At 62.6% G+C, this 23092-nt stretch carries 18 protein-coding genes and 1 pseudogene; 11 read left to right on the top strand and 8 right to left on the bottom strand.

Going from position 1 to position 23092, the window contains the following annotated elements:
• The first annotated feature begins 14 nt into the window (after nt 1-14).
• On the top strand, nt 15-1154 hold the full coding sequence (locus ACI7M0_RS26100; RefSeq protein ID WP_003253511.1) for an MFS transporter: 1140 nt from the start codon (nt 15-17) through the stop codon (nt 1152-1154).
• A 34-nt stretch (nt 1155-1188) separates the two neighbouring features.
• Here the strand turns inward: ACI7M0_RS26100 and ACI7M0_RS26095 are convergent, their stop codons facing one another.
• Both ACI7M0_RS26095 and ACI7M0_RS26090 read right to left on the bottom strand, forming a co-directional pair.
• Nucleotides 1189-2742 (bottom strand): phospholipase D family protein, encoded by a 1554-nt coding sequence (locus ACI7M0_RS26095; RefSeq protein ID WP_129931882.1) that lies wholly within the window; start codon nt 2740-2742, stop codon nt 1189-1191.
• Nucleotides 2743-2803: 61 nt separating this feature from the next.
• Nucleotides 2804-4234: a PLP-dependent aminotransferase family protein gene (locus ACI7M0_RS26090; protein WP_162497232.1), complete on the bottom strand. Its 1431-nt coding sequence runs from the start codon at nt 4232-4234 to the stop codon at nt 2804-2806.
• Between the two features lie 178 nt (nt 4235-4412).
• On the opposite strand from ACI7M0_RS26090, the gene ACI7M0_RS26085 reads away from it, so the two are divergent.
• Nucleotides 4413-4643 carry a DUF1127 domain-containing protein gene (locus ACI7M0_RS26085; protein WP_020193660.1) on the top strand — a complete coding sequence of 77 codons (231 nt, stop codon included), beginning with the start codon at nt 4413-4415 and terminating at the stop codon, nt 4641-4643.
• Between the two features lie 200 nt (nt 4644-4843).
• On the opposite strand, the gene ACI7M0_RS26080 is transcribed toward ACI7M0_RS26085, so the two are convergent.
• The gene (locus tag ACI7M0_RS26080; RefSeq protein ID WP_129931883.1) at nt 4844-6136 is read right to left on the bottom strand and encodes an FAD-binding oxidoreductase; all 1293 of its coding nucleotides are present in this window, start codon (nt 6134-6136) and stop codon (nt 4844-4846) included.
• Nucleotides 6137-6279: 143 nt separating this feature from the next.
• Here ACI7M0_RS26080 and ACI7M0_RS26075 point away from each other — a divergent pair, with 143 nt between their 5' ends.
• Complete coding sequence (locus ACI7M0_RS26075; RefSeq protein ID WP_003253518.1) at nt 6280-6633, top strand: YkgJ family cysteine cluster protein; 354 nt, start codon at nt 6280-6282, stop codon at nt 6631-6633.
• Nucleotides 6634-6635: 2 nt separating this feature from the next.
• On the opposite strand, the gene ACI7M0_RS26070 is transcribed toward ACI7M0_RS26075, so the two are convergent.
• Nucleotides 6636-7124 carry an Lrp/AsnC ligand binding domain-containing protein gene (locus tag ACI7M0_RS26070; protein WP_003253520.1) on the bottom strand — a complete coding sequence of 163 codons (489 nt, stop codon included), beginning with the start codon at nt 7122-7124 and terminating at the stop codon, nt 6636-6638.
• Between the two features lie 156 nt (nt 7125-7280).
• On the opposite strand from ACI7M0_RS26070, the gene dadA reads away from it, so the two are divergent.
• The 6 genes and pseudogenes from dadA (at nt 7281) to ACI7M0_RS26040 (ending at nt 14095) form a co-directional block, all read left to right on the top strand.
• Entirely contained in the window at nt 7281-8585 is a 1305-nt protein-coding gene (dadA, locus tag ACI7M0_RS26065; RefSeq protein WP_014592842.1) for a D-amino acid dehydrogenase, read from the top strand.
• A gap of 127 nt (nt 8586-8712) precedes the next feature.
• The gene (alr, locus tag ACI7M0_RS26060; protein ID WP_129931884.1) at nt 8713-9786 is read left to right on the top strand and encodes an alanine racemase; all 1074 of its coding nucleotides are present in this window, start codon (nt 8713-8715) and stop codon (nt 9784-9786) included.
• 107 nt (nt 9787-9893) lie between these two features.
• Nucleotides 9894-10442 (top strand): cupin domain-containing protein, encoded by a 549-nt coding sequence (locus ACI7M0_RS26055; protein ID WP_003253526.1) that lies wholly within the window; start codon nt 9894-9896, stop codon nt 10440-10442.
• 154 nt (nt 10443-10596) lie between these two features.
• The gene (locus tag ACI7M0_RS26050) at nt 10597-11001 is read left to right on the top strand and encodes a cytochrome c5 family protein (RefSeq protein WP_033724653.1); all 405 of its coding nucleotides are present in this window, start codon (nt 10597-10599) and stop codon (nt 10999-11001) included.
• A gap of 398 nt (nt 11002-11399) precedes the next feature.
• A pseudogene (locus ACI7M0_RS26045) lies at nt 11400-12158 on the top strand (RHS repeat-associated core domain-containing protein); the annotation flags it as partial.
• A gap of 77 nt (nt 12159-12235) precedes the next feature.
• Entirely contained in the window at nt 12236-14095 is a 1860-nt protein-coding gene (locus ACI7M0_RS26040) for an acetyl-CoA hydrolase/transferase C-terminal domain-containing protein (RefSeq protein ID WP_129931886.1), read from the top strand.
• Between the two features lie 109 nt (nt 14096-14204).
• Here the strand turns inward: ACI7M0_RS26040 and ACI7M0_RS26035 are convergent, their stop codons facing one another.
• Nucleotides 14205-14777: a xanthine phosphoribosyltransferase gene (locus ACI7M0_RS26035; RefSeq protein ID WP_003253535.1), complete on the bottom strand. Its 573-nt coding sequence runs from the start codon at nt 14775-14777 to the stop codon at nt 14205-14207.
• A gap of 111 nt (nt 14778-14888) precedes the next feature.
• Nucleotides 14889-16898, bottom strand: a complete 2010-nt coding sequence (gene rep, locus ACI7M0_RS26030; RefSeq protein ID WP_003253537.1) for a DNA helicase Rep — start codon at nt 16896-16898, stop codon at nt 14889-14891.
• A 297-nt stretch (nt 16899-17195) separates the two neighbouring features.
• Between rep and ACI7M0_RS26025 the strand changes: the two genes are divergently transcribed.
• The gene (locus ACI7M0_RS26025; protein WP_014592838.1) at nt 17196-18863 is read left to right on the top strand and encodes a bifunctional diguanylate cyclase/phosphodiesterase; all 1668 of its coding nucleotides are present in this window, start codon (nt 17196-17198) and stop codon (nt 18861-18863) included.
• Between the two features lie 183 nt (nt 18864-19046).
• Here ACI7M0_RS26025 and ACI7M0_RS26020 read toward each other — a convergent pair whose 3' ends face one another.
• The gene (locus tag ACI7M0_RS26020) at nt 19047-20435 is read right to left on the bottom strand and encodes a NorM family multidrug efflux MATE transporter (RefSeq protein WP_070096152.1); all 1389 of its coding nucleotides are present in this window, start codon (nt 20433-20435) and stop codon (nt 19047-19049) included.
• A gap of 157 nt (nt 20436-20592) precedes the next feature.
• Here ACI7M0_RS26020 and ACI7M0_RS26015 point away from each other — a divergent pair, with 157 nt between their 5' ends.
• Nucleotides 20593-21519: a LysR substrate-binding domain-containing protein gene (locus ACI7M0_RS26015; RefSeq protein ID WP_014592836.1), complete on the top strand. Its 927-nt coding sequence runs from the start codon at nt 20593-20595 to the stop codon at nt 21517-21519.
• Nucleotides 21520-21617: 98 nt separating this feature from the next.
• Here the strand turns inward: ACI7M0_RS26015 and ACI7M0_RS26010 are convergent, their stop codons facing one another.
• The gene (locus ACI7M0_RS26010) at nt 21618-23012 is read right to left on the bottom strand and encodes a VOC family protein (RefSeq protein WP_019436536.1); all 1395 of its coding nucleotides are present in this window, start codon (nt 23010-23012) and stop codon (nt 21618-21620) included.
• Nucleotides 23013-23092 lie beyond the last annotated feature (80 nt).

Here is a 23092-nt window from a genome sequence, read left to right as displayed (position 1 = left end):
GCTGGGAGGCTGTAATGCGTTGGGGTACCTACTTCGCCGTACTGGCATCGGTGCTCAGTGTCGGGCTGGCGCTTGGCGTGAGCATGCCGCTGGTGTCCCTGCGCCTGGAGGCCTGGGGCTACGGCAGCTTCGCCATCGGCGTGATGGCGGCAATGCCGGCGTTGGGCGTACTGGCCGGCGCCAGCCTGGCCAGCCGCCTGGCAGGTTGGGTTGGCGTACCTTCGGCGATGCGCCTATGCCTGTGGGGCGGGGCGCTGTCGATTGGCCTACTCGCGCTGCTGCCTAGTTACCCGTTATGGCTGCTGCTGCGGCTGATGATCGGCATGTCTCTGACCGTGGTGTTCATCCTTGGCGAAAGCTGGATCAACCAACTGGTGGTCGAACAGTGGCGTGGCCGGTTGGTGGCGCTGTATGGCAGCAGCTACGCCCTGAGCCAGTTGGCCGGGCCGTTGGTGCTGGGTTTCCTCGGCTCTGATGACGACTTCGGCTTCTGGGCGGCGACCGGCCTGCTGCTGGCCGCGCCGCTGGTTCTGCTGGGGCGTGGTGGAGCGCCGAGCACGGAAGCCTGCAGTGTCACCTTTGGCGACCTGTTCGCCTTCTGCCGACGCTTGCCGGTAATTGCCTGGGCCATTGCCCTGTTCGCCTCGTTCGAGGCGATGATCCTCACCTTGCTGCCGGTGTATTGCCTGCAGCAGGGTTTCAGCACCGAAATCGCCTTGTTCATGGTGAGTACCGTGGTGGTGGGTGATGCGGTGCTGCAATTGCCCATCGGCGCGCTGGCCGACCATATGTCGCGACGTACCCTGTTCACTGGCTGTGCGGTGACCCTGCTGGTGTCCAGCCTGGCGATCCCGCTGCTGTTGCACACCCCGGTTATCTGGCCGTTGTGGGTGTTGTTCGGCGCCAGTGCCGGCGGCTTGTTCACCTTGTCGCTGGTGCTGATCGGTGAGCGCTACCGCGATGATGAGCTGGTACGGGCCAATGCCCACGTGGCTCAGCTGTGGGGCATTGGCTGTTTGCTCGGGCCGTTGTTGGCGGGGGCGGGGAGCCAGTGGATCAGCGGGCATGCGTTGCTGTTCCTGATGGCGGCCGGGGCTGCGGGGTTGGTGGTATTGACCCGGCGGCGCGGAGCCTTTGAGCCGGTTTCTGCCTGATGATTTTTGGGGCCGCAAGGCCCCGGAATCGCCGCTATAGCATCTTCTCCAAGCCAACCGCCTTGCTGATCCAGGCATTGAACCGCCGCCAGACCCCACCCGGCTCAGACGTCAGCACGTGCCGTTGGCCATTGTCCTCGGTCGCCCACACCAGCTTGTTGCCTACCAGTTTCACCTGATAGCTCAGCGCAGGCGCCATACCCTGCTGGGCCAGCTCGCGGGTGTATTCGGCCAGCTCCGGGCTGTCCACCAGTACCCCGACCTCGGTGTTCCACAATACCGAGCGCGGGTCGAAGTTGAACGAGCCGATGAAGGTCTTGCGCCGGTCGAACACGATCGCCTTGGTGTGCAGGCTCGAATCCGAGCTGCCACGAAAACTCAATCGCCCCGCGCTGGGGTCGCCTGGCTGGCGGCGAAGCTCGTAAAGCTGCACCCCGTGCTCAAGCAAGGCTCGACGATAGGGGGCATAGCCGCCATGCACTGCCGGCACGTCGGTGGCTTCAAGCGAGTTGGTCAGCAACTTCACCGAAACGCCAGCGTCGGCGCGGCCGGTCAGGTACAGCAGCCCCGGTTCGCCCGGTACAAAGTAGGCCGATGCCAGGACCAACTCGCGGTGCACGTTAGCCAGGTCCGGAGCCAGTTGCTGGCTCAGCAGTAATTGCGGGTCCGGTTCGTCTTCGGCCAACACCTTGCTGGGAGCATCCCATAGCGCCTGTGCGTGAGCCCAGATCAGCTCGTTGCGCCACACATCCAGGCGCGGCTGCGACTGATAGGCCATCAAGCGGTCGTACAGGGCCTTGCGCTGGGTCCTGGCTTTGGCCAGCGACACTTCCAGGCGCTGGCGGCTGGCCCGCAGGTCGTTGGCATCCGGGTCATGCCAGAGGAAATCGGTGATCGGCCGGCTGAGGGCGCTATTCCAGTACTGGTCGAAGCTGTGCCCCAACTGCTCGGCCACCGGGCCCACGCCCAGCAGATCGATGTCGGTGAAGTTGAGGTTGGGCTCGGCATCGAAATACTCGTCGCCCAGGTTGCGACCGCCGACGATGGCCATGCTGTTGTCCACCAGGAACAGCTTGTTGTGCATGCGTCGGTGCTGGCGCGACAAGTTGAACAGCCGGCCCACGGCGCGCGTAACGCCGGTACTGCGCCCCAGATGCAGTGGGTTGAACACGCGAATGTGGATGTTCGGGTGGGCATCGAGGGTGCCCATGACGGTGTCCAGGCCGTCGCTGGTGGTGTCGTCGAGCAGGATGCGCACGCGCACGCCACGGTCGGCGGCGCGCAGCAGTTCATGCACAAGGGCGCGGGTACTGAGGCCGTCGTGGACGATGTAGTACTGCAGGTCGATGCTCGCCTGGGCATTGCGTATCAGTTCGGCGCGGGCGCGAAATGCCTCGTTGCTGTTGGGCAGCAGGCGAAAGCCCGAGCGGCCGCCATAGGGCGCGGCCTGGCGCAGCACCGAGCGGCCGAAGGCCGATTCGTGGGCAGGCAACGCCTGGCTGGTTTCCCGGGGCGCGCTGATGCTTGTGCAACCGGCAAGGCCGAGCAACAACACCAGCAGCAGAGGCAAGGCTCGCTGGAGTCTCAAGGGTGGACCGTCCTGTTACAGCAAGGGCTTTAGGGGTTTGACCGTGACGGGCGGCGCAAAGTTACGCGTCGGCGCTTTCGTCATCCAGTAGACGAAGGGCGGTTTCACCAACCTTGCGCACGGAGGCTTCGATTTGCGGCGTTGGCCTGGCGGCGAAATTCATGCGCAGGCAGTGGCGAAACTTGCCCGAGGCCGAAAAGATGCTGCCCACGGCAACCTGCACGCCCTGCTCCAGTAAAGCGCGGTTCAGCCGAAGCGTATCGAGATGTTCGGGTAATTCCACCCACAGCATGAAGCCGCCCTGGGGCCGGCTGACCCGGGTGCCCGCCGGGAAGTAGCGGGTCACCCAGTCGCCCATCAGGTCGCGGCCACGCTGGTACTGGCTGCGCATGCGCCGTACATGGGGCTGGTAGTGCCCGGCGGCGATGAAGTCAGCGATGGCCAGCTGAGGCTGGCTGGCGGTGCTGCCGGTGCTGATGTATTTCATGTGCAGCACGCGCTCCAGGTAGCGCCCGGGCGCCACCCAGCCGATCCGCAGGCCGGGCGCGAGGGTTTTGGAGAACGAACTGCAGAGCAGCACGCGGCCATCGTCGTCGAACGACTTCAGGGTGCGTGGGCGTGGGTAGGTATAGGCCAGGTCGCCGTACACATCGTCTTCCAGAATCGCCACGTCATAGCGTTGGGCGAGGCTCAGCAGGGCCTTCTTGCGTGCCTCAGGCATGATGTAGCCCAGCGGGTTGTTGCAGCTGGGGGTGATCTGAATGAGCTTGATCGGCCACTGCTCCAGGGCCAGCTCCAGCGCCTCCAGGCTGATGCCGGTGACCGGGTCGGTGGGGATTTCCAGCGCTTTCATGCCCAAGCCTTTGAGGGTTTGCATGGCGCCGTGGAAGCTGGGCGAGTCGACCGCGACGATGTCGCCTGGCTCGCAGACTGCGCGGATGCTGCATGACAGCGCCTCATGGCAGCCGGTGGTGATCACCAGGTCGGCCGGCCCCAGGCGGCAGCCGGAGTCGAGCATCAGCCGGGCCACCTGTTCGCGCAGGGCCAGGTTACCGTGGATGTTGTCGTAGTACAGGCCAGGCATGTCCTGGCGCCGGCTCAACTGGGCAAGGCTGCGCAGCAGCGGCTTCAGGGTAGGGCTGTCGATGTCGGGCATGCCGCGGCCGAGTTGCACCACATCATGGCGCGGCGTACTGCGCACCAGCTCCAGCACCTGCTCCCATTGCGAGATGTCCACCGGGCGCTGGGCCGGGCGGCTGACTGCGGGCAGTGCCGGCAACTGCCGTTGATCGCTGACGAAGTAGCCGGACTTGGGCCGCGGCGAGACCATGCCGCTGTCTTCGAGCATGCGATAGGCCTGCTGCACGGTGCTCAGGCTGACCCCGTGCTCCTCACTCAGTGCGCGTACAGACGGCAGGCGCTGGCCAGGGCGATAGAGGCCCTGCTCGATGCGGGCGCCGAGTATTTCGGCGAGATTCAGGTAGAGGGTCAAGGCATACTCCTGTGCTGCATTGGCATAGCGACCGGTACAGTTGGGCTGAAAATACAGCATTCAGTCGGCCAGCGGCCAATTCTGTATGGGAATAATAAGCCTGTATTGGATCTGTATTGTCGAGGGTGCCGACGCGCATGCTTTCTCCACGGTAACAACTGAACGGGAGGATGCGGTGATGGGTGGCATGAGCGATGTGCGCTTGCAACTGTTGGCCAAGGAACTGGAAGCCGGGCAGCAGGCCAAGGTGTTCAACGCGCCAGAGGGTTTGGGGCGTTGGGGGCTGATGCTGCATCGCTGGCATACCCGCAGGGCGTTGTTGCAGCTGACCGATGCCGAGTTGCGCGATGTCGGGCTGAGCTGGGAGCAGGCCCGGATCGAAGGGCGGAAACCCTTCTGGAAGGACTGACACGATGGTCGCAGGAGGGCCTGTTGTGCCCCAGACTTAAAACTTGCACCGACCCTGTGGGAGCGGGCATGCCCGCGAAGCAGAAGTCGCGGAGGATGGCACGGGCTTCGCCCGTGTTCGCGGGCACGCCCGCTCCCACAGGGGGCGCGTCAGCTTTTAGATTTTAAGCAAGACAGTTGCTGCCACAAGGATGGGGACTTTCAGGCCAGCTCTTTCAGGCGATGCCACAGCATCCCCAGCGCCAGCAGTGGCGAGCGCAGGTGCTTGCCGCCAGGGAAGGTGATGTGCGGCACCTTGTTGAAAAGGTCGAAGCGCCCGCTTTCCTGGCCACTGATGGCTTCACCCAGCAGGCGCGCGGCCAGGTGGGTGGCGTTGAGCCCATGGCCCGAGTAGGCCTGGGCGTAATACACGTTCGGCTGGCTGGCCAGGCGGCCAACCTGCGGCAGGCGATTGGCACCAATGCCGATCATGCCGCCCCACTGGTAGTCGATGCGCACGTCGGCAAGCTGCGGGAACACCTTGAGCATCTTCGGCCGCATATAGGCGGCGATGTCCTTCGGGTCGCGGCCTGAATAGTGGCAGGCACCGCCAAACAGCAGGCGGTGGTCGGCGGACAGGCGGTAGTAGTCCAGCGCCACGCGCTGGTCACACACCGCCATATTCTGCGGCAGCAATGCGCGTGCGCGTTCTTCGCCCAGCGGCTCGGTGGCGATGATGTAGCTGCCGGCCGGCAGCACCTTGCCGCCCAGCTCGCGATTGAGGTCGTTGTGGTAGGCGTTGCAGCACAGTACCAGGGTCTTGGCGCGTACCCGGCCTTGGGCAGTATGCACCTTTACTTCAGTGCCGTAGTCGATGCGGGTGACTTCGGATTGCTCGAACAACTTCACGCCCAGGCGGGCGGCTGCGGCGGCTTCACCCAGTGCCAGATTGAGCGGATGCAGATGCCCGGAGCCCATGTCGACCAGCCCCCCCACATAGCAGTCGGCACCCACCACGCTGTGGATATCGTCCTTGCCGACCAGCCGCAGCTCATGTGCATAGCCCAGACTGCGCAGCTCCTCGGCGTCTTCGGCAAAGCCCAGCAGCTCGGCGGGTTTGTTGGCCAGGTCGCAGTAGCCCCAGGCCAGGTCGCAGGCGATAGCATGCTTTTCTACCCGCTCGCGCACGATCTGTACGGCCTCCAGGCCCATTAGCTTCATGGTGCGCACGCCTTCTTCGCCGATGACCGGGAGGAACTGCTCCAGACCATGGCCGACCCCTCGGATCAGTTGCCCGCCATTGCGCCCACTGGCGCCCCAGCCAAGTTTGCGCGCTTCCAGCAGGATGACCGAGAAACCACGCTCGGCCAGCTCGATGGCGGTGTTCAGGCCCGAGTAGCCGCCGCCAATGATGCACACGTCGGCGATGTGTTCGCCTTGCAGGAAGGCGTGGTCGGGGTGTGGCGCGCTGCTGGCGGCGTAATAGGAGGCGGCGTGCTGCGCGCTGTGGATCATTGGGGCGGCCCTGAAAAATGGAGGGGGGACGAGGATAAGCTGTGCCATCGCGGCCGGGCAACCAGCGAGGGCTTCATACTCGTTCGCGGGTTAACCCGCGAATAAGCCTATAATCCAATCACTTTGTCAGCTTGTATCCCGTCATGTCCTGCAACCGCCACAAGATCCACTTCCTGCGCGAACTCATCCCCTCTTTCGAGTGCGAGCCCGGCTGCCACGACTGCTGCGGCCCGGTCACCACCTCGGCGGAGGAAATGGCCCGCCTGCCGCGCAAGTCCCAGGCCGAGCAGGACGCTGCTCTGGAGCGTCTGGACTGCGTGCACTTGGGCCCCAACGGCTGCACGGTGTATGAAGAACGGCCGATGATCTGCCGGCTGTTCGGCACCACCCCGCGCATGGCCTGCCCGCGTGGTCGTGGCCCTGAACCGATGATCGACCCCGCCGCTGAACAGTTGGTCCACCAGTTCATTGCCACCACCCGCCAGGTGCTGGTCTAGCCTCAGTCCGGGATCGGCAGGCAGAGGCTCTCCTTCACCTCTTCCATCACGATGTAGCTCTTCGATTCGCGCACGTGCGGCAGTTTCAGCAGGATGTCGCCGAGCAGCTTGCGGTATGAGGCCATTTCCGAAATACGCGCTTTCACCAGGTAGTCGAAGTCGCCCGACACCAGGTGGCATTCCAGCACGTGGGGCAGCTTCAAGACCGCGCGGCGGAACTCCTCGAAGGTATCGCCCGACTTGTAGTCCAGGCTGATTTCCACGAACACCAGCAGGCTGCCCTTGAGGTGCTGCGGGTTCAGGCGGGCGTTGTAGCCCATGATGATGCCCTCGCGCTCCAGGCGGCGAACCCGCTCGGTGCAAGGGGTGGTGGACAGCCCAACTTTCTCGCCCAGTTCGGTGAAGGAAATACGCCCGTCATTCTGCAGGATACGCAGGATGTTGCGGTCGATCTTGTCCAGTTCACGCTTGGTCTGGTGCTGGGTTCTCATAGGGGATGCCCCTCCGTGAAAGGCGATTTTGCCGAGAATTCTCGCCAATAATAGGCTTTTATATAGTGAATTGCACTGGTCTCAAATTCCTATACTGCGCCCATTCATGCCATTTCAATAAAAGTGTGCGGCGCGCCGCGTGTGAGGGATAAAACGATGCGAGTTCTGGTACTTGGTAGCGGTGTAATCGGAACCGCCAGTGCCTACTACCTGGCCCGGCAAGGTTTCGAAGTCACGGTGGTCGACCGCCAGCCGGCGGTGGCCATGGAAACCAGCTTTGCCAACGCCGGCCAGATCTCGCCCGGCTATGCCTCGCCCTGGGCTGCCCCTGGCGTACCGCTCAAAGCCATCAAGTGGCTGCTGGAGCGTCACGCCCCCCTGGCCATCAAGCTCACGGGCGATGTCGACCAGTACCTGTGGATGGCACAGATGCTGCGCAACTGCACTGCCAGCCGCTACGCGGTGAACAAGGAGCGCATGGTGCGCCTGTCCGAGTACAGCCGTGACTGCCTCGACGAGCTGCGCGCCGAAACCGGCATCAACTACGAAAACCGCAGCCTGGGCACCACCCAGCTGTTCCGCACCCAGGCCCAGGTCGATGCTGCGGCCAAGGACATTGCCGTACTCGAACAGTCCGGTGTGCCCTACGAGCTGCTCGACCGCGACGGCATTGCCCGCGTCGAACCCGCCCTGGCCGGCGTGAAAGATATCCTGGCCGGCGCCCTGCGCCTGCCGAACGACCAGACTGGCGACTGCCAGCTGTTTACCACCAAGCTTGCCGACATGGCGTTGAAGCTGGGCGTGGAGTTCCGCTTCGGCCAGGATATCCAGCGCCTGGACTTCGCGGGTGACCGCATCAATGGCGTGTGGATCGACGGCAAGCTGGAAACGGCAGACCGCTACGTGCTGGCACTGGGCAGCTACTCGCCACAGATGCTCAAGCCGCTGGGCATCAAGGCTCCGGTGTATCCGCTGAAAGGCTATTCGCTGACCGTGCCGATCACCAACAGCGACATGGCCCCGACTTCGACCATTCTCGACGAGACCTACAAGGTTGCCATCACCCGTTTCGACAACCGCATCCGCGTTGGGGGCATGGCTGAAATCGCTGGTTTTGACCTGTCGCTGAACCCGCGTCGGCGCGAAACGCTGGAGATGATCGTCAACGACCTTTATCCTCGCGGCGGTGACCTGAGCCAGGCCAGCTTCTGGACCGGCTTGCGCCCGGCGACCCCGGACGGCACACCGATCGTGGGTGCCACGGCGTTCCGCAACCTGTTCCTGAACACCGGTCACGGTACCTTGGGCTGGACCATGGCGTGCGGTTCCGGCCGCCTGCTGGCCGACCTGATTGCGCGCAAGAAGCCGCAGATCAGTGCCGAAGGCCTGGATATCTCCCGTTATGGCAACAGCCGGGAAGTGGCCAAGCACGGGCAAAGCGCGCCGGTTCACCAGCAGTAATAGCCTGTGCCGGCCCATTCCACAGGTACACCACAGCTTTTGAACGCTGTGCACTACCTGTGGGAGCGGGCAAGCCCGCGAAGAATCCACCACCGATTTCAACCCGAACCACCATAAGGCAGCCGCCATGCGTCCCGCCCGCGCCCTGATCGACCTCCAGGCCCTGCGCCACAACTACCGTCTGGCCCGTGAACTGACGGGTGCCAAAGCCCTCGCCGTGATCAAGGCCGATGCCTACGGCCACGGCGCCGTGCGCTGCGCCCTGGCCCTGGAGGCCGAAGCCGACGGCTTTGCCGTGGCCTGCATCGAAGAGGCGCTGGAACTGCGCGCCGCCGGTATCAAAGCCCCGGTACTGCTGCTGGAAGGTTTTTTCGAAGCCAGCGAACTGGCGCTGATCGCCGAGCACGACCTGTGGTGCGTGGTGCACTCGCTGTGGCAACTGGAAGCCATCGATAAAACCCCGCTGCACAAACCGCTCAACGTCTGGCTGAAGCTGGACAGTGGCATGCACCGCGTTGGCCTGCACCCCAAGGACTACCACGATGCCTACCAGCGACTGCTGGCCAGCGGCAAGGTTTCGCGCATCGTGTTGATGAGCCACTTCGCTCGCGCCGACGAACTGGACGCTGACGCTACCTCCCAGCAAATCGCTGTGTTCGAAGCTGCCCGACAGGGCCTGGCCGCCGAATGCAGCCTGCGTAACTCGCCCGGCGTGCTGGGCTGGCCGCAAGCGCCCAGCGACTGGGTACGCCCAGGCCTGATGCTGTACGGCGCCACGCCGTTCGAAGTGGCGCAGGCCGAGGCCGCACGCCTGCAACCGGTGATGACCCTGCAATCGCGGGTGATCAGCGTGCGCGAGCTGCCTGCCGGCGAGCCGGTTGGCTATGGTGCCAAGTTCGTCAGCCCTCGGCCGACCCGCGTGGGTGTGGTCGCCATGGGCTATGCCGATGGCTACCCGCGCCAGGCGCCCAACGGCACCCCGGTGCTGGTCGCTGGCAAGCGCACCCAGCTGATCGGCCGGGTGTCGATGGACATGCTCAGCATCGACCTCACCGACGTACCGCAAGCCACTGTCGGCAGCCCGGTCGAATTCTGGGGCAAGCAGGTGCTGGCCAGTGAAGTGGCCGCGCATGCGGGCACTATTCCCTATCAGATCTTCTGTAACCTGAAGCGGGTACCACGGGACTACATCGGCGAATGAGACGCTGAAGCGGACAGGTTGGGGGCGGTGTGTTGTAAATACTGAACGGCATTGCCATGATATCGTTCACATCCACCCGCCTTTCACCGTTTCAGGAGGCTCCAGCTTTGGACGTCGGCGAACGACTGCAAGCCATCCGCAAGCTCAAGGGCCTGTCGCAGCGCGAACTCGCCAAGCGTGCTGGCGTGACCAACAGCACCATCTCGATGATCGAGAAGAACAGCGTAAGCCCCTCTATCAGCTCGCTGCGCAAAGTGCTGAGCGGCATTCCCATGTCCATGGTCGAATTCTTTTCGGTCGAGCTGGAGCCCCAAAGCCCCACTCAGATCGTCTACAAGGCCCATGAGCTGATTGATATCTCGGACGGTGCTGTGACCATGAAGCTGGTGGGCAAGTCGCACCCCAACCGTGCCATCGCTTTTCTGACCGAGGTGTACCCGCCAGGTGCGGACACCGGTGCCGAGATGCTCACCCACGACGGCGAGGAGACCGGTATCCTGCTTGAAGGCCGCCTGGAGCTGGTGGTCGGCAACGAGATTTTCGTTCTCGAAGAAGGCGACAGCTACTACTTCGAAAGCACCCGCCCACATCGCTTCCGCAACCCATTCGACCAGCCGGCGCGGCTGATCAGTGCGGCGACGCCTTCAAACTTTTGATCCAGCGCAGTGCATTGAGTCGGCAATACCCCTTTCCTGTGTGGGGTCGTTTCACGGCCTCTGGGTTCCCGCTATACTTTTCAACGCTCGCCGATCCGTGGCCGCGAGCGTGATTAGCCACCATGAGGGTGTTCGCGTGAATCAAATCAAGAAGATGCTGGCCGTACCAGCAGCCGTATTCGCCCTCTGGGCAATGAGCGCAACCGCTGCGACCAATGACGACATCGCCAAGCGCCTGGAGCCGGTTGGCCAGGTGTGCGTCCAGGGCCAGGAGTGCAAAGGCATGGAAGTGGCCGCTGCAGCGGGTGGCGGGGGAGCCAAGACGCCGGATGAAATCATCGCCAAGCACTGCAATGCCTGCCATGGCAGCGGCTTGCTCGGCGCGCCTAAAATTGGTGACACCGCCGCGTGGAAAGAACGCGCCGACCATCAGGGCGGCCTGGACGGTATCCTGGCCAAGGCCATTACCGGCATCAACGCCATGCCGCCGAAAGGGACCTGTGCAGACTGCTCGGATGAAGACCTGAAAGAAGCGATCAAGAAAATGTCCGGGCTGTGATTTACAGCTGAATTGCATGAGGCCCGCCGTTGATGGCGGGCTTTGTTTTTGTGGTGCCTGCGCTGGCCCTTTCGCGGGCTTGCCCGCTCCCACAAGCCCCCCACAGAACCTGAGGATTATGGTTATCCTGTGGGAGCGGGCGTGCCCGCGAAAGGTCCAGCACAGGCAACCAACCCGCTAGAGCCATGTCCATGGACGTCTTCAGAAGCCCCGATCGGGCTGAGCCTGATTCCATGAGAACTAGCATTTTTACCAGTTCTATTTTTCAGGGTTCTGAAGAACACTGACGCTTCTGATTGCAGTGGTGGCTAACAATGGATCTGGGCGATAACTGTCCCGAGCAACATGCAGCCGGTCGAACACAGCCGCAAAAGCTGATCCCCGGCAGCGCCCTTCGGCATCTGGCCTATTCGCCTTATGGCTATCTCTCGATTTTCCAGGCCGTGCTCGGTTTTAATGGTGGCCGACAGGATCCTGTTACCGGCTGTTATCTACTGGGTAACGGTCGTCGAGCATTCAACCCATCATTGATGCGCTTCATTAGCCCCGACAGCATGAGCCCGTTCGCAGCGGGTGGTCTGAACTCATATGCCTACTGTCTAGGGGATCCGGTGAACCGGGAAGATCCGAGTGGTTATTTCTCTTTATTCAAATCTATCTCGCGATTGTTCAGGCATTTTTTTTCAAAGAAAAAGCCTACGACGCTTGGTAAATTGCACCGGGCGATTGTTTTTGAAACTGAAGTAATTACCAAGACATACAGTAATATACCTTCCCATACCAAGATCAATGTGGTGAAATCGCCGAAAAGTGTGCCGGATGGCTATGTATTGAGGATGGTGCATGGCACTCAGAAAAAGAATGTTCAATCATTGTTGAGCGGGCTCGATCCTGGCTATAAAAAGAATGGATCTTACGGCGCGCACGTTTATGGCACAACGAATATTGATGCGGCCAGCAACTACACAGGCCAGGACGGATCTATAGTAGGGTTTTACGTGCATGAGTCTGAGTCTTGGGTTCGCGGTAAGGACTATTGGTATGTTCATAAAAATGCGATAGCGATCGATAAGAGCGCGTATCACAAGGTTCATGTGAGCGAAGAAGTGGTATTTCCATTTTTAATTAGTAAGACGCTTAAAGTAAGGTGGGGTTGACCAGAGTTTGCCCTAGGCAACCAACCCGCATGAGCTTATGTCCAACCCCTGAACCCACGGATGTTTCAGGAGGCCCCATGCACCTCTGCTCCATCGACCAAGCTGTCGAGCAGGTCTTGTCCCGGCTGCCAGCCCATATCCATATGGGCCTACCTTTGGGCCTGGGGAAACCCAACGCCTTTGTCAACGCGCTTTACGCCCGCGTACGCGAGCTGCCCGAACGGCGCCTGACCATCTATACCGCACTTTCCCTCGGCCGCCCGCCACTGGGCGATGGCCTGCAGCGGCGTTTTCTCGAACCCTTCGTCGAGCGAGTGTTCGCTGACTACGAAGAGCTCAGTTACCTCGCAGACCTGCGCAACGACACGTTGCCACCCAATATTCGGGTCGAACAGTTCTTCATGCAGCCCGGTAGCCTGCTGCACAGCGAATCGGCGCAGCAGGACTACGTCAGCAGCAACTACAGCCACGCCGCACGGGATATCAACGCCAAAGGCCTGAACCTGATCGCCCAGTTGGTGGCCGCCACCCCCGAGAAGCCCGTGCACCTGAGCCTGGCCTGCAACCCGGACATCACCCTCGACCTGCTGCCGATGATTGCCAAGCGCCGCGCGGCTGGCGAAACCATCCTTATGCTGGGCCAGGTGCATGCCGAACTGCCCTATATGCCAGGCGATGCCGAGCTGCCTATCGATGCGTTCGACCTGCTGCTCGACGAAGCCGAGCAACGTCGGCTGTTTTCTACGCCAAACATGCCGGTGGGCATCCAGGACCACTGCATCGGCCTGCACGCCAGCAGCCTGGTACGCGATGGCGGTACGCTGCAGATCGGCATTGGTGCCATGGGCGATGCGGTTGCCGCGGCATTGCTGGCACGTCAGGGCGACAACGCCGGTTACCGTGCGGTGCTCAAGGCGCTGGATGTCGGACCGTGGCAGGCATTGATCGAGCGAGAAGGGGGCCTGGACACCTTTGCTCATGGCTTGTACGGCTGCAGCGAGATGTTCGTCAACGGCCTGCTGGTGCTGGCTGAAGCAGGGCTGCTACGACGCCCGGCGGACGAGCAGGGCGCAATACTGCATGGCGGCTTTTTCCTCGGCCCGCAGGCGTTCTACCAGCGCTTGCGCGAGATGCCGCTGGAGCTGCGCGCGCAGTTTGTCATGACCCGTATCAGCTTCATCAACGAGCTATATGGGCAGGAGGAAATCAAGCGCCGACAACGTCGTGATGCGCGCTTCATCAACACCGCGTTCGGCATGACCCTGCTCGGTGCCGGGGTGGCCGACCAGCTTGAAGACGGCCGCGTGCTCAGTGGCGTGGGCGGGCAGTACAACTTCGTTGCCCAGGGCCATGCGCTGGAGGGCGGGCGTTCGATCCTGCTATTGCGCAGTTGGCGCGAGGCAGGCGGAGAGGTGACCTCGAACCTGTTCTGGACCTATGGCCACTGCACCATTCCCCGGCACCTGCGCGATATCGTGGTGACCGAGTACGGCATTGCGGACTTGCGTGGGCAGACTGACAGCGAGGTGATTGCGCGGTTGTTGGCGGTGAGCGATTCGCGGTTCCAGCCGGGCCTGATCAAGCAGGCAAAAGAAGCTGGCAAGCTTGCCGACGACTTTCAGCTGGAGGCGCGCTTTACCGACAATACCCCGCAACGCCTGGAGGCGATCAGGGCACAGCATGCGCGGCTGTTCCCGGAGTATCCGATGGGCACGGACTTTACGGCCGAAGAGCGGGATCTGTTGCGGGCGCTGAACTGGTTGAAGAGCAAGTTCAAGCTGAGCGAGGTGCTGGAGCTGGGCAAGGCAGCGTTGGATGCACCGGGGCCGGAGGGGTATGAAAGCCACCTGGAGCGGATGCAGTTGGGGCAGCCGCAGGGGCTTAAAGAAGAACTTTACCAGCGCTTGTTGTTGGCGGGGCTGGCGGCAACCAGATAAAAGGGTTGCGGCCATTCGCGGGCACGCCCGCTCCCACAGGTACGGCACAGCGTTCGAGACCTGTGCTGTCCCTGTGGGAGCGGGCGTGCCCGCGAAGCAGGTGTTGCGTTTATTCGATGAAGCTGACCACACCACCTTCCAGCGACTTCACCCGGGCCAGCGATTCAACGCGGTAGCCCTGGCTGTCCAGTTCGGCACGGCCGCCCTGGAACGACTTCTCGATCACGATACCCAGGCCCGCCACGGTGGCACCTGCCTGCTTGATGATCGAGATCAGCGCCTGCGAGGCTTTGCCGTTGGCCAGGAAGTCGTCGATCACCAGCACGCGGTCGCTGCTGTTGAGGTGACGCGGCGAGATGGCCACGGTGTTCTCGGTCTGCTTGGTGAAGGAATACACCGAGGCGGTCAGCAGGTTCTCGGTCAGGGTCAGCGACTGGTGCTTGCGAGCGAAGATGACCGGCACACCCAGTTTCAGACCGGTCATCACCGCCGGGGCAATGCCCGAGGCTTCGATGGTGACGATCTTGGTCACGCCGGCGTCGGCGAACAGGCGAGCGAACTCGTCACCGATCAGCTGCATCAGCGCGGGATCGATCTGGTGGTTGAGAAACGCGTCGACTTTGAGAACCTGATCGGAAAGCACGATGCCTTCTTCGCGAATCTTCTGATGCAGTGCTTCCACTGTGATTTCCTCGATGTAGATAGTGGTCTGTATGGGCGATCTGTGAGCTCAAATCGGCCATACAAACCACCGTGGCCGCTAAAAGCGGCAAAGTTAAAGAGTAATGGTTGATCAGCGTTTGAGCATTGCCCGGATATCGGCCAGGGCGTTGTTGCCGCGAGCGGCCTTCACCTCGACCGGCGCATCGTCCAGGCCCTCCCAGGCCAGGTCGTCCGGCGGCAGTTCGTCGAGGAACCGGCTGGGCGTGCAGTCGATGATTTCACCGTACTGCTTGCGCTTGGCGGCGAAGGTGAAGGCCAGGGTCTGGCGCGCGCGGGTGATGCCCACGTAGGCCAGGCGGCGTTCCTCTTCGATGGTGTCGGCCTCGATGCTGGAGCGGTGCGGGAGGATTTCCTCTTCCATGCCCATGATGAACACGTAGGGGAATTCCAGGCCCTTGGAGGCATGCAGGGTCATCATCTGAACACCTTCGGCGTTCTCTTCTTCTTCCTGCTGGCGCTCGAGCATGTCGCGCAGCACCAACTTGCCGATGGCGTCTTCGATGGTCATGTCACCCTCTTCGTCCTTCTCGAGGGTGTTTTTCAGCGCTTCCACCAGGAACCAGACGTTGCTGATCCGGAACTCTGCAGCCTTGTCGCTGGCGGTCTGCTGGCGGATCCAGTTTTCGTAGTCGATGTCGCGGATCATTTCGTGCAACGCGGCAATCGGGTCTTCCAGGGCAACCTTGTGGCGCACCCCATCCAGCCAGTGCTTGAAGCGCTGCAAACGCTCGGTGTAGCGGGCGTCCAGGTGCTCACCCAGGCCCAGTTCCTCGCTGGCGGCGTACATCGAAATGCCGCGCTCGGTGGCGTAGTTGCCGAGCTTTTCCAGGGTGGTGGAGCCGATTTCCCGGCGCGGTACGTTGATTACCCGCAAATAGGCGTTGTCGTCGTCCGGGTTCACCAGCAAGCGCAGGTAGGCCATCAGGTCCTTGACCTCCTGGCGGCCGAAGAAACTGTTGCCACCCGACAGGCGATACGGCACCTGGTGATGCTGCAGCTTCAGCTCGATCAGCTTGGCCTGGTAGTTGCCGCGGTAGAGGATGGCGAAGTCGCTGTACGGGCGGTTGGTGCGCAGGTGCAAGGTGAGGATTTCCATGGCCACGCGTTCGGCCTCGGCTTCCTCGTTCTTGCAGCGGATCACGCGGATCTCGTCGCCCACGCCCATTTCGCTCCACAGCTGCTTTTCGAACGCATGCGGATTGTTGGCGATCAACACGTTGGCGCAGCGCAGGATGCGGCTGGTGGAGCGGTAGTTCTGCTCGAGCATGACGATCTTCAGGGAGGGGTAGTCCTCCTTGAGCAGCATCAGGTTCTCAGGGCGTGCGCCGCGCCAGGCGTAGATCGACTGGTCGTCGTCGCCCACCACGGTGAACTGGTTGCGCATGCCGATCAGCATCTTCACCAGCAGGTACTGGCTGGCGTTGGTGTCCTGGTATTCGTCCACCAGCAGGTAGCGCACGCGGTTCTGCCAGCGCTCCAGCACCTCGGGGTGTTCCTGGAACAGCTTGACCGGCTGCAGGATCAGGTCGTCGAAGTCCACCGCGTTGAACGCCTTGAGCGTGCGCTGATAGTGGGTGTAGACGATGGCGGCGGTCTGCTCGCGCGGGTTGCGCGCCTTTTCCAGGGCTTCTGGCGGCAGGACCAGGTCGTTCTTCCAGGCACCGATCATGTTCTTGATCTCGTCGATGCCGTCGTCGCCGGAGTATTCCTTCTGCATGATGTCCGACAGCAACGCCTTGATGTCGGACTCGTCGAAGATCGAGAAACCCGGTTTGTAGCCCAGGCGCTCGTGTTCCTTGCGGATGATGTTCAGGCCCAGGTTGTGGAACGTACACACGGTCAGGCCACGGCCTTCCCCCGGGCGCAGCAAGGTGGCGACCCGCTCCTTCATCTCGCGCGCAGCCTTGTTGGTGAAGGTCATCGCCACGATGTACTGGGCGCGGATGCCGCAGTTCTGGATGAGGTGGGCAATCTTGCGCGTGATCACGCTGGTCTTGCCCGAACCTGCACCGGCGAGCACCAAAAGAGGGCCGCCGACATAGTCACGGGCTTCCTGCTGCCGGGGATTGAGTCGGGACATGCTAGAAACCGGGGGTCGCCAGAAAATAGCCGCGCATTCTAACAGGCATGGGGCCGTTGTGGCGCGACCGTCTGACGTCTGAGTCAGACTTTTGTCCGCCTAATTATTAGTGTCACTAATGCTAGTAGCTGAAAAAATCATATTTGCCGGTTTGACTCGTTTCGCGCAGGATGCACGACAAAATACGTCGGAATGCTACGCTCGAAAAAACCATGTATAAAAGTGAAAATCATTTTCATTGAATGCAGTAGCATCCCCTCCAGATCTCGTTGCACCGTCAAGCCCTAAGGAGCCCGCTTGTCCACGCCTGTCGAACCTTTGCGTTTGCTGCTGTTGGCCGATGAGCCGGAATGGGCTGCCTCGTTGCACGCGTGCATGCCCGCACTGGGTGGCAGCGCCGTGCTATTGACTGCGCCAAACTGGGAGGCGGTCGACAGCCTGTTCAGCCATGATCGCCAGGCCGTCGTGCTGGCAACGCCAGGCTTGCAGCCTGCCCCCGGGCGTTGCGAGCTGCCGACCATCCTGCTGCTTGACCACGAGCCTGAGGCCGCGCCCAGCGCTGTCAGCGACTGGCTGGTGCGCGACCAGCTCAACGCCGATACTCTGCGCCGCTCACTGCGTCATGTGCGAGAGCGCGGGGTGCTGGTCGCCACCTTGCAGCGCCTTGCCGAGCAGGACCCGCTGACCGGCATCGCCAACCGCCAGGGCTTCCAGGCTTTGCTCAATGCACGCCTGGCCGAAAACGAAGGCCGTGGTGTTGCGCTTGGCCACCTGGACCTGGACAACTTCCGCCACGTCAACGACGCCCTGGGCCACCAGAGCGGTGACCGGTTGATCCTGCAGGTGGTGGCACGGCTGAAGCATCAGCTGGAGGCGGGTGACCAGCTGGCACGTCTGGGTAGCGACGAGTTCGCCCTGCTGATCGACACCCGTCGTGATGCCAACCGCGCCGAATGGATTGCCGAACGCATCGTCGAGGCCTTGGCCGAGCCCTACTGGATCGACGGCGAGAGCCTGCTGCTGGGCTGCAGCCTGGGCCTTGCACATGCTCGCGCGCAGAGCGGCGCCGATCCGTTGATGTGGCACGCGCACATCGCCATGCGTCAGGCCAAGGGCAGCCAGGGCTGCACCTTCCATGTGTTCAACGAACGCATCAACCGCAACGCACGCAGCCTTGCCGACCTGGAAAGCGAGTTGCGCCGCGCCCTGCGCCGCGACGAACTGGAGCTGCACTATCAGCCCCGGCTGAACCTGGCTGACGGGCGCATTGTTGGCCTGGAGGCGCTGGTGCGCTGGCGCCATGCCGAACGCGGGCTGCTGCCGCCTAGCGAGTTCGTGCCACTGGCCGAGCAGAGCGGCCTGATCGTGCCCTTGGGTTATTGGGTTATTTCCCGTGCCCTGCGTGACATGCAGGCATTGTGCGAGCGTGGCCTGGAACCGCTGCACATGGCGGTCAACCTGAGTTTCCGTCAGTTCCAGGACAGCCAGCTACTGGCCACGTTGAGTCGCCTGATCCTTGAGCACGGTGTGGATGCCCGCTGGCTTGAGTTCGAGCTGACCGAGACGGCGGTGATGCGCCGCAACGAGGTGGTGCGCCAGACCATGGACGCGCTGGGCCGCCTGGGCGTGCGCTTCTCGCTCGATGATTTCGGCACCGGGTTTTCTTCGTTCGTGCACCTCAACAGCCTGCCGATCACCTTGCTCAAGGTGGACCGCAGCTTTGTTGCGGAAATGGAAATGCGCGAAGAGAATCGCAAGCTGGTACACGCCATGATCAACCTGGCGCACAACCTCAACCTCGAGGTGGTGGCCGAGGGTGTGGAGAGTGAAGAGCAACTGGCGTTGCTGCGTGGGTTTGGTTGCGACCAGGTGCAAGGCTTCCTGGTCAGCAAACCGCTACCGATAGGGGAATTGATGGCGTATTTGCTGCAGGCGCCCGGACGCCAGTTGGAGGCCGTCCTGTAGGAGCGGGTTTACCCGCGAATACGGTGGTGGCGGCAACGGTGAACGTCTGGTGGAGATTGGCCAGCAGGCCCGGCCCATTCGCGGGTAAACCCGCTCCTACACACTGATCTGCGGTGGACACACACACCGGGGTTGGACACAGGCCGTTGTAGGAGCGGGTTTACCCGCGAAGAGGCCCCCACGTCAGGCCGAAGCCGTCGCCTTCCCGGTAGCCCAAGCCTTCCCCAACAACCGCTTCATCCGCCACTCAAAGCCAAACGTCAGCGCCACCGCCGCACATGCCAGCCCCAGCGCCAGCCCCCACCAGATCCCTACTGCACCACCGCCTAGGGTAAAGGTGAACAACCAGGCGCTCGGCGCCCCCACCAGCCAGTAGCACACCAGCCCGATCAGGAAGGTGGTCTTGGCGTCTTTCAGGCCACGGATCGAGCCCATGGCAATCGTCTGCATGCCGTCGAACAGTTCGAACCACGCCGCCACCATCAACAACTGCACGGCCACCTGGAAGATCGCGGCAAAGGCCGGGTCATTACGGTCGATGAACAGCCCTACCAGTGCTTCGGGCAGCAGCAGGAACAGCGCGGCGAAGGCAAACATGATCATGGCCCCAAACCCTATGCCCACCCGCCCGGCGCTGCGCGCCGCCAGCAGGTTGCCAGCGCCGTAGTACAGGCCGACGCGCATGGTCACCGCATAGGACAAGCCAGTCGGCACCATGAATGCCGTGGACACGATCTGCAGGGCAATCTGGTGCGCCGCCAGCTCGGTGCTGCCCAGCACGCCCATGCACAGCGCGGCGAATGCGAACAGGCCCACTTCCACCATGTAGGTACCGCCAATCGGCAGGCCCAGCCGCCACAGCTCGCGCAGGGCCGCCAGTGATGGGCGTGACAGGCCCTTGCGCAGCGGGTAGGCGGTATAGGCCGGGTGCCAGCGGATATACAACGCCAAGGCAGCGGCCATGCCCATCGACACCACTGCAGTGACCAGACCGATACCCATCAGGCCCAGCTTGGGCAGGCCGAACATGCCTTCGATCAGTGCCACGTTGAACAGGTAGTTGAGCACCGTGCCGAACAAACTGATGACCATCACCGGGGTCGAGCGACCCAGCGCGCTGGTGAAGCCACGCAAGGCCATGAAGGTCAGATAACCGGGCAGGGCCAGTGGCAGCAGGGTGAGAAATTCGGCGGCCGAGGCCACGTTCTCGGGCTTCTGCCCGAAAAGCAGCAGCACAGGTTCAAGATTCCACAACACCAGCGCGGCGAACAGCGCCAAGGCCCAGGCCAGCCACAGGCCGTTCTGCGCCAGTCGGGTGGCGCCTTCGATGTCGTTGGCACCCTTGCGAATGGCCACCAGCGTGCCGACGGCGGCGATCACGCCCAGGCAGAAGATCGACACGAACGAATAACTGGCTGCCCCCAGGCCACCCCCCGCCAAAGCCTGAGGGCTGATGCGGGCCATCATCAGGGTGTCGGTCAGCACCATCAGCATGTGCGCCAACTGCGAGGCAATCAGCGGCCCGGCCAGGCGCAGCAAAGCCTTGAGTTCTGTGGTGGGCGCGACGTGCATGGGGGCAGTCCTTCATTCTGGGGTGATCAACGAAGGGCGATTCTGAGGCTTCGGTCAACTTTGCACAAAAGGATAAATGCGATAGTTGGCATGAGTTGAACTCATGTATATAGGTTTCTCGGGGATTTGCCTCACACGCCCATATTGCAGGTGCCTCATGCCACGCCAGCTACCACCGCTGTATGCCCTGCGCGCATTCGAAGCTGCCGCGCGGCTAAGCTCCTTCACCCGTGCGGGCGAAGAGCTGTCCATCACCCAAAGCGCCATCAGCCGGCATATCCGTACGCTGGAGGAGCATTTTGCCTGCCGCCTGTTCGTGCGCAGTGGCCGCAGCCTGCAACTTACCGAAGCGGGGCGGGTACTGCTGCCGGGCGTGCGCGAGGGCTTCGCGGCGTTTGAGCGGGCCTGTGAAACCTTGTGCGGTGAAGACGACATATTGCGCATGAAAGCCCCCTCGACCCTGACCATGCGCTGGTTGCTGGCGTGCCTTAGCCGCTTTCGGCATCTGCAGCCGGGCAATGAAGTGCAGCTGACCAGCGCCTGGATGGATGTCGACCATGTGGATTTCAACCAGGAGCCGTTCGATTGCGCGGTGTTGCTCAGCGACGGGGTATTCCCGCCGGAGTGGGAGGTGCGCAAGCTGTTCCCTGAGCTACTGATCCCGGTCGGCGCGCCGGACCTGCTCGACGAGGAGCCCTGGGATGTTTGCAGGCTGGCCTCTGTCGAACTGCTGCACCCCACGGTGGACAAGCGTGACTGGCGGGAATGGCTGGAGCGGATGGGGCTTGGCGACCAGGTGTCGCTCAAGGGCGGCCAGGTGTTCGATACCCTGGAGCTGGGCATGATTGCCGCGGCGCGTGGCTACGGGATATCCATGGGCGACCTGCTGATGGTGGCCGAAGATGTGGCGCAGAAGCGCTTGAGCCTGCCATGGCCGACGGCGGTGCCCAGCGGCATGGATTACTACCTGGTGTGGCCGCGCACCCGGCGAGGCGGCGAGCGGTTGCGGCGGTTGAGTGCGTTCCTGGAAGGCGAGGTGGCGGCAATGGATTTGCCGGATGTGGAAATCCTGCCGCCTCTTTGATCACCTGCACCGGCCTCTTCGCGGGCTCGCCCGCTTCCACAGGTCGTATGCCCTGTACCTGTGGGAGCGGGCAAGCCCGCGAAGAGGCCGGTACAGATTTACATCGAGCCCAGGTTCAACGCCTGTGCACAGGCCTGCAGCGACCGGCGCTCGCTTTGCGCATACAGCGCCAGCTCATCCTGTACCTGCAACCCCAGCGCCGCTTCGAACGCTTCGCGGTTGGCGTTGCTGCCGTATTCGGCCTGCGCATCGTCACCCAGGTTGGACTGGAAGATCCCCGCCGCACTCACCGGCAGGAAGTCCTCGTACACCAGCGCCTCGAAGTGCACGTGGCCCGCGTCGATCAAGCCTTGCAGGGTGGTCGGGCGGCCTTCCTGGTCGCGTGCGGCCAGGCCTTTCTCGGTGGCGAAGTAGCGGAAGTACGCCAAGCCCTGTTCACGCATCTGCGCCAGGTCATCCGGGAACTCGGCAAAGTTTGCCTGTAGCAGCGCCATGTAACGCTCGGCATTGGCTTCGGCTGGAGCGCCACCCAGCGCAGCGCGGGTAGCGTCGAGCAACTTGTCGTAAAGCTGGCGACCTTTCGGCGTCAGTGCCGCGCCGCGTTGCTCGATTTCGCCAAAGCGCGCGGTGTGGCTGCCTTCGCGGCCTTGCTGGTCGCGGAAGGCGACCGTTTCCTGCAGGGCCTTGAAGCTGGTCTGGCGCAGCAGGATCGGGTGGCGGCGGGTGGGTGGGCCTTCAACCACGGCCTTCGGCGGGATGCCCTTGGCAGGCATGCCGAGCTGGATTGCATCGATATCCAGGGTACGCGGGGTCAGGTGGTTGATGTGCGGGCCCTTGAAGGCCACCACATCGGCGATCAGGCGGTGTTGGTCGTGCAGCTGCTGGTATTGCTCGGCAGTGACGGTAGCGTCCTGGTGCCAGCGGAAGGTGTGCAGCGCTTCCTGCACGAACGTCTCTGCATCCGCGGCGTCAAGGCCACCTTCGCGCTCACACTGGGCGATCAGTTCGAGGGCGCGGGAGGTGAAGATCTGGCGCTTGGCCAGGATGCCCTGTGCCAGCTCGCGCAACTGCGGGTTGTCGATCAACTCCAGGCGCAGCAGCGAGGTGAACACACGGAACGGGCTGACATGCAGAGATTGCTCGTGCACCGCGCGGAAGGCAGTGGAATGCACCGGTACGCCAGCGGAGCTGAGGTCATAGTAGCCGACCGGCTGCATGCCCATGACGGCGAACAGGCGGGCGATGGTGGCCAGTTCTTCGGCGGTGCCGACGCGGATGGCGCCGTGACGTTCCTGGTCCAGGCGCTCGATCTCGCCGGTCCAGCGCAGGGCCTCTGCTACTTCGGGTTGCTGGGCCATGACCTGCTGGTTGATTTCGCTCACCAGCTCCAGCAGCGTGCCGTACAGCGGCACTTCCTGTTTGTACATGAGCGACATGGCGGCAGAGAACTGCGCGCGGATGCTGTCTGGGCTGACGAAATCGTTGGCGGGCATCGCTAGCTTCCTGGTTGGGTTCGGACGCTTACATGAAAGCTGGGAATGCACTTTGCTCACAAGCGAAAAAAAGTGAGTGT

Source organism: Pseudomonas sp. 10(2024) (assembly GCF_045164175.1).
Lineage (GTDB): Bacteria > Pseudomonadota > Gammaproteobacteria > Pseudomonadales > Pseudomonadaceae > Aquipseudomonas > Aquipseudomonas alloputida.
This window is presented reverse-complemented; position numbering and strand designations above follow the sequence as displayed.

Coding starts and splice junctions, on each gene's coding strand:
- ACI7M0_RS26085 (WP_020193660.1), top strand. CDS start 4,413: ATGGGTGGCATGAGCGATGTGCGCTTGCAACTGTTGGCCAAGGAACTG.
- ACI7M0_RS26100 (WP_003253511.1), top strand. CDS start 15: ATGCGTTGGGGTACCTACTTCGCCGTACTGGCATCGGTGCTCAGTGTC.
- ACI7M0_RS26050 (WP_033724653.1), top strand. CDS start 10,597: ATGCTGGCCGTACCAGCAGCCGTATTCGCCCTCTGGGCAATGAGCGCA.
- rep (WP_003253537.1), bottom strand. CDS start 16,898: ATGTCCCGACTCAATCCCCGGCAGCAGGAAGCCCGTGACTATGTCGGC.
- ACI7M0_RS26080 (WP_129931883.1), bottom strand. CDS start 6,136: ATGATCCACAGCGCGCAGCACGCCGCCTCCTATTACGCCGCCAGCAGC.
- ACI7M0_RS26020 (WP_070096152.1), bottom strand. CDS start 20,435: ATGCACGTCGCGCCCACCACAGAACTCAAGGCTTTGCTGCGCCTGGCC.
- dadA (WP_014592842.1), top strand. CDS start 7,281: ATGCGAGTTCTGGTACTTGGTAGCGGTGTAATCGGAACCGCCAGTGCC.
- ACI7M0_RS26070 (WP_003253520.1), bottom strand. CDS start 7,124: ATGAGAACCCAGCACCAGACCAAGCGTGAACTGGACAAGATCGACCGC.
- alr (WP_129931884.1), top strand. CDS start 8,713: ATGCGTCCCGCCCGCGCCCTGATCGACCTCCAGGCCCTGCGCCACAAC.
- ACI7M0_RS26015 (WP_014592836.1), top strand. CDS start 20,593: ATGCCACGCCAGCTACCACCGCTGTATGCCCTGCGCGCATTCGAAGCT.
- ACI7M0_RS26040 (WP_129931886.1), top strand. CDS start 12,236: ATGCACCTCTGCTCCATCGACCAAGCTGTCGAGCAGGTCTTGTCCCGG.
- ACI7M0_RS26075 (WP_003253518.1), top strand. CDS start 6,280: ATGTCCTGCAACCGCCACAAGATCCACTTCCTGCGCGAACTCATCCCC.
- ACI7M0_RS26010 (WP_019436536.1), bottom strand. CDS start 23,012: ATGCCCGCCAACGATTTCGTCAGCCCAGACAGCATCCGCGCGCAGTTC.